The organism is Atopostipes suicloacalis DSM 15692 (genome assembly GCF_900129085.1).
GTDB lineage: Bacteria > Bacillota > Bacilli > Lactobacillales > Carnobacteriaceae_A > Atopostipes > Atopostipes suicloacalis.
The window spans coordinates 1-6,146 of sequence record NZ_FQUF01000020.1 but is presented as its reverse complement, the minus strand read 5'-3'; the positions used below and the strand labels follow the sequence as shown (position 1 = coordinate 6,146).

7 protein-coding genes are annotated in these 6,146 nt (G+C 40.1%); all 7 read right to left on the bottom strand.

The window, feature by feature from the left end:
- Window positions 1-457: 457 nt before the first annotated feature.
- On the bottom strand, window positions 458-736 hold the full coding sequence (locus tag BUB96_RS06905) for a post-transcriptional regulator (protein WP_073298147.1): 279 nt from the start codon (window positions 734-736) through the stop codon (window positions 458-460).
- A 40-nt stretch (window positions 737-776) separates the two neighbouring features.
- Window positions 777-1,112: a preprotein translocase subunit YajC gene (gene yajC / locus BUB96_RS06900; RefSeq protein WP_084136973.1), complete on the bottom strand. Its 336-nt coding sequence runs from the start codon at window positions 1,110-1,112 to the stop codon at window positions 777-779.
- A gap of 138 nt (window positions 1,113-1,250) precedes the next feature.
- The gene (tgt, locus tag BUB96_RS06895) at window positions 1,251-2,423 is read right to left on the bottom strand and encodes a tRNA guanosine(34) transglycosylase Tgt (RefSeq protein ID WP_073298145.1); all 1,173 of its coding nucleotides are present in this window, start codon (window positions 2,421-2,423) and stop codon (window positions 1,251-1,253) included.
- Between the two features lie 63 nt (window positions 2,424-2,486).
- Window positions 2,487-3,524: a tRNA preQ1(34) S-adenosylmethionine ribosyltransferase-isomerase QueA gene (queA, locus tag BUB96_RS06890; protein ID WP_073298144.1), complete on the bottom strand. Its 1,038-nt coding sequence runs from the start codon at window positions 3,522-3,524 to the stop codon at window positions 2,487-2,489.
- 47 nt (window positions 3,525-3,571) lie between these two features.
- The gene (gene ruvB / locus BUB96_RS06885; RefSeq protein WP_073298143.1) at window positions 3,572-4,594 is read right to left on the bottom strand and encodes a Holliday junction branch migration DNA helicase RuvB; all 1,023 of its coding nucleotides are present in this window, start codon (window positions 4,592-4,594) and stop codon (window positions 3,572-3,574) included.
- An 84-nt stretch (window positions 4,595-4,678) separates the two neighbouring features.
- Window positions 4,679-5,281: a Holliday junction branch migration protein RuvA gene (gene ruvA / locus BUB96_RS06880; RefSeq protein ID WP_073298142.1), complete on the bottom strand. Its 603-nt coding sequence runs from the start codon at window positions 5,279-5,281 to the stop codon at window positions 4,679-4,681.
- A gap of 205 nt (window positions 5,282-5,486) precedes the next feature.
- Window positions 5,487-5,927: a peptide-methionine (R)-S-oxide reductase MsrB gene (msrB, locus tag BUB96_RS06875; protein WP_073298141.1), complete on the bottom strand. Its 441-nt coding sequence runs from the start codon at window positions 5,925-5,927 to the stop codon at window positions 5,487-5,489.
- Window positions 5,928-6,146 lie beyond the last annotated feature (219 nt).

Genomic DNA, 6,146 nt, shown 5'->3' with positions numbered 1-6,146 from the left:
TTAGCGCGCAAATTTTTGCGATTTTTGTGCGGTGATTGATCTAGCACGCAAATTTTTCCGATTTGTGTGCGATGGTTAATTTAGCGCGCAATTTTCTGCGATTTGTGGGCGGTAATTAATTTAGCGCGCAATTTTTTGTGATTTGTGGACGGTGATTGATTTAGCGCGCAGTTTTTTACGATTTGTGGGCGGTGATTGCTTTAGCGCACATTTTTTTACGATTTGTGTGCGGTGATTGATTTAGCGCACAAATTTTGTGGTTTATGGGCGGTGATTGCGTTAGCGCGCAAATTTTTGCGATTTGTGTGCGGTGGTTAATCTAGCGCGCAGTTTGTTGCGCATACTAGGTCGTGTTTTCGAAGAGGGGGGTTATAGATGGAGGGGTGGGTATTCTCTCTAAAATTCAAAAAATCTACAAACAAAAATTGTCTGTAGATTTCTTATTTATTTAGCACATTTAAAATAAATCATCAAAGTTCATCTCGTTGAGAGATGAAACATTATAAATTTGTGCTTGTAACGAGGCGTAAGTAAAGTAATCGTTGGGTTCAATTGCCATAATATCTCGAATTTCTTCAAAATATCGCTCTGGCCGTTTATGTTTCCATAAAAAATTTAAGCAATAGTCCCATAAGTCATCTGTCGACACTTTCTGGTACCCTTGCTTGGCAAAAGAATCCTTGATAATCATTAACCAAACCTCGTATTCAGTCTTGTCTTGTTTATCTTCTGCCATATGGATGCCTCCAAACCCTGAAACACTTATCCATAAAGAATTAGTCTTTCGTTATCTCTTCGTCAATATCTGAGTCGTTTGTGTCTAACTCTTCTGTTTCTGTTGCATCTTCTACTTTTGCGACGACACGCGCTACGGCACGGCGTTCAAAGGTCAAATAGATACCTTCACAGTCTAAAACGACTGTTTTTGCGGCGTCATTAATTTCATCGATAATTCCATGTAAACCACCGATTGTTACAATACTATCTCCTATTTTTAAATTGGAGAGCATATCTTGGACTTTTTCTTGTTGTTTCTTTTGAGGACGAATCAGGACGAAATACATAATCCCAAACATTGCCCCAAACATAATTAAAGTACTAAGTAATTCCAAATTTATCTTCCTTCCAAATTTTATGAAGTTATACTACGTTTCGTTTTGTACTCTACTAGATTATCAAAATTTTGACATAAAATCTACTTTTATCCGTCTTTTCCTTATGTTTTCATGCTTTCTTCGAAATTTCAGCCTTTAAAAAGTACGTGCGTTGGGTTCATTATACCCGTATTCTTCAAAAAAGGCTTCTTTAAATTCTAATAAGTTGTCTTCACGAATCGCTTCGCGGACTTGTTCCATCAAATGAATGAGGAAACGTAGGTTATGAATGGATATTAAACGCATGCCTAAGATTTCATCGGTCTTAATCAAATGACGTAGATAGCCTCTAGAGTAATTTTGGCATGTGTCACAATCACATTTTGGATCTAAGGGGCCCCAATCACGAGCATGTACCGCATTTTTAATGACGACGCGGCCCTGGCTGGTCATTGCTGTTCCGTTTCTGGCAATTCTCGTGGGAAGGACACAATCAAAAATATCGACGCCGCGAATCACACTTTCAATCAAAGCAGCTGGAGTCCCAACTCCCATTAGATAACGGGTTTTATCTTCGGGTAATTCTGGGGTTAAATAGTCCAGCACTTCGTACATTTCTTCGTGCGTTTCTCCTACTGAAAGTCCACCAATAGAGTAACCCGAAAAATCCATACTTGTTAGATCGCGCACGTGTTGAAGACGTAAATCTTTATAGCCGCCCCCTTGGACGATGCCAAACAGTCCTTGTTTTTCCCAATTATTATGGGCATTTAAACCGCGCTCTGCCCAACGAGTCGTACGTTCGATTGATTTTTTCATATAATCATAAGATTCATCAAACGGTGGGCATTCATCAAAACTCATCATAATGTCAGAACCTAATTCATTTTGAATTTGGATGGATTTCTCTGGTGTTAAGAAAAGTTTGCTGCCATCTAAGTGACTTCTAAAATGGACGCCTTCTTCCGTAATTTCACGAGAATCGGCTAATGAAAAGACTTGAAAGCCTCCTGAATCCGTTAAGATTCCTTGGTCCCAATTCATAAATTTATGAAGGCCGCCCGCTTCTTCGATTAAGTCAGAGCCTGGACGTAACCATAAATGATAGGTATTACTCAAAATAACGCCTGCGCCTATTTTTTTTAATTCTTCAGGGGACATGGCTTTTACAGTGGCTTGTGTACCTACCGGCATAAACATAGGGGTCTCAAAAGTACCATTTGGGGTTTCGAGTTTTCCGAGGCGAGCTCCGGTATGTTTTTCTTTTTTAATTAAATGATAGTTAATTGGATGTTCTAAATGTTTTCTTCCTTTACTTTTTTCATTCATTTTCTATTTTTTGAGTGATTTTAATGGTCTTCCTTGTCGTGTTTTCCGAAGTGAAAGAAGTGACTACTGGACAAACATCGCATCGCCAAAGCTAAAGAAGCGATATTGCTCATCAACGGCATGATGGTACGCTTTTAAAACAAATTCTCGGCCGGCAAAAGCGCTGACTAGCATAATAAGTGTTGATTTTGGCAAATGAAAATTCGTGAGAAAAGCATCCACGAATTTAAACGTATAACCTGGCTTAATAAAAATATCCGTCCATCCGCTATCCGCTTCGAGTTTTCCATCAAATTTATTCGCGATAGTTTCAAGTGTACGAATGCTTGTTGTACCAACTGCGATCACTCGTCCACCATTTGCTTTCGTTTCGTTTAAAAGATTGGCCGTTTCTTCCGAAAGTTGGTAGAACTCGCTATGCATCTTATGGTCTTCGACATTTTCTGCATTGACTGGGCGAAAAGTACCCAGTCCCACATGTAAAGTTAGGAAAGCCAGTTTCACACCTTTTTCTTTCAGTTGCTCTAAAACCTCATCTGTAAAGTGCAGACCCGCTGTTGGTGCGGCGGCTGAGCCATTTTCTTTGGCGTAAACGGTTTGGTAACGATCCGCTTCATCCAATTTTTCTGTAATATATGGAGGGAGTGGCATCTCACCTAATTCTTCTAAAATTTCCAAGAAAATCCCCTCATAAGAAAAATCTAAAATACGCCCGCCTTCTTCAAGCTCTTCGACTACCTTTGCTGTTAAACGTCCATCGCCAAAGCGAATGGTTGTTCCAATTTTCGCTTTTTTCGCTGGCTTCATTAGCGTTTCCCAGCGGTCACCTTCTATATTTTTTAAAAGGAGTACTTCTAAATGAGCCCCAGTTTCGATTTTTGTTCCAAACAAACGCGCAGGCAATACGCGAGTGTTATTCATAACTAACGCATCATTTGGTTTCAATTCGTCTATAATATCTAAAAAGGTTTTGTCCTCGATGGTTTGTTGATTATGATCAAGTACCATTAGTCGTGAGGCACTGCGGTTCTTTAAAGGAACTTGTGCAATTAATTCCTCAGGTAAACTGAAATCAAAATCATCTGTTTTAAAATTATTCACTTATTTCATCACTTTCTTTGGTTATTTTTAAAGGCAAGCATTTCAAGCTATTTCTCTTCTCGCCAAAATGGAACACCGAAATGGTTATACGCTTTTTCTGTGGCGACTCGGCCTCGAGGAGTCCGTTGGATAAATCCTTCTTGAAGTAAAAATGGCTCGACCATATCTTCAATGGTCCCTGGGTCTTCTCCAATATTCGCAGCGAGTGTATTCAAACCCACTGGCCCACCATTGTACAACTCAATCATCATCTCAAGAATTTGTTGGTCAACAGTATCTAAGCCTGCTTTATCCACACTCAACATATCAAGCGCCTTCGAAGCAATTTCCCGCTCAATCACGCCATCCGCTACTACCTCGGCATAATCACGCACCCGTTTCAATAGACGATTGGCTACACGTGGTGTCCCACGAGAACGTCGAGCGACTTCCACAGCACCTTCTTTTTTAATTTCAGCGTTTAACACACTGCTCGAACGGTCAATAATTTCCGTTAAACTCTCTACCGTATAATATTCCATATGCGAAACAATACCAAACCGATCACGCAAAGGAGCGGACAACAATCCCGCTCGCGTCGTCGCCCCAATTAAAGTAAAAGGTGGCAGTGAAAAATGAACGGGCCGTGCGGTATCTCCCTCGCCAATAATAATATCAATATAGTAATCTTCCATAGCTGAGTACAACATTTCCTCCACAAAACGGGGCAAGCGGTGAATTTCATCAATAAATAAAATTCCCCCCGGCTCTAAATCATTCAACAAAGCCACAATATCTCCCGCTTTATCTATTGCCGGGCCACTCGTTGTGCGGATGCTGGTTCCCATTTCATTCGCAATAATCATCGCCAAAGTTGTCTTACCCAAACCTGGAGGGCCATAAAGCAACACATGATCCAAAGCTTCCGAGCGATTTTTTGCCGCTTGAATATAAATGGATATTTCTTTTTTTATTTTTTCCTGTCCAATGTATTGATCCAGTCGCTGAGGTCGCAAAGAAAGCTCATTTGTGCCTTCTGTTTCATCAAAAACCTCGCCAGAAATCATTCGTTCCTGATCCACCTGCTTCATCCTCCCACATTTTCCTGTTCATTGCTCTCTTTTTCTTTTTCAAAATCCGAAATGTTTTCTGCTCGTATCTGTTCTCTGGGTCATTTAACGAATGAGATGTTTTAATGCTTCGCGGATATAGTCGTCCGCGGATGCATCAGGTAACTCTTCGAGAAAAGGTGTGACTTTTTTGATGTCACGTTTCGTGTAACCGAGAACGGCCAATGCTTCGAGCGCTTCATCCAATTCGACGTCTGCAGAAAGTTGGTCTTCAGGTTTCCCAAAGACTTCAATCACTTCTGGAGATAGCTCCGATAATTTCCCTTGTAAATCAAGCACAATTTGTGAAGCAGTTTTCTTCCCAACTCCCGGGAATTTTTGTAAGTATTTAACATTATTTTGTTCGACTGCTTGCACAAAACCGACATGATCTTCTGCCGCTAAAATGGCGAGCGCACTCTTTGGACCAATGCCAGACACGCCAATCAGTTTCATAAATAATTCTTTTTCTTCTTTATTAATAAACCCATACAAGCGAATGTCATCTTGCGTGACACTATGGTAAATATAGATCGTCGCTTCTTGATTTAATTGATTCGATAAGCGGAAGGGATTGGCAATAAAAATATGATAGCCGATGCCTTGATTATCTAGCACCATATGGCTTGGATTCACTTCAATAACCGTACCTTTTATGTATTCGTACATATTTTTTAAAACTCCTCATTCATTTCTGAAATTTCTAATTCATTATAACATAATATTTGAAGAGGCTGAATGAGTAGAACAAATGTTTTATGGTAAAAAGTAAAAGAGTAAGAAAGTTATCCTTTTTTAAATTTATAAAAGCCCCTAGTTTATACCTAAGGGCTTCTACTTCTATTCAACTCTTTAATTGTATTTTTAGACTAGGCTAATCAAATTCAGAAAGATAGTCGCCATAACCTTCTTTTTCTAGGTCGGATTTTGGAACAAAGCGCATGGCTGCCGAGTTGATGCAATAGCGTAAACCGCCTTGATCTAGTGGACCGTCTGTAAATACGTGTCCTAAGTGGGAGTCGGCTTCTTTACTTCGGACTTCTGTTCGTTCCATGCCGAATGATTGATCTCGGTGTTCTGAAACGCCGCGTTTTTTAATTGGTTTTGTGAAAGAAGGCCAACCGCATCCTGCATCGTATTTATCTTTTGATGAGAATAGTGGTTCTCCACTTACGACATCCACGAAAATTCCTTCGTCATAAAAGTCATCATATTCACCTGTAAATGCGCGTTCTGTTGCACTTTGTTGAGTGACTGCATATTGTTCCGGCGTTAAGCGTTCTTTTAATTCATCTTTTGAGTATCTCTTTTCCATTGAGAGAACCCCCTTTACACCCTTATTTTACCAAATTTAGCGCTAAAAATACACTATTTGAGATGGCCTCTATTCATTATTTTAAGTGGATGGGTGGTAAGAAGTTTGAACGTTGATAGAAAGATTCTGGGGGATTTACTACGACGAGTTGTGCGTGGTGGAAGGTGCTAGCGCGCAAATTTTCATTATTTGTGTGCGGTGGACCTCGCTTGCGCGCAA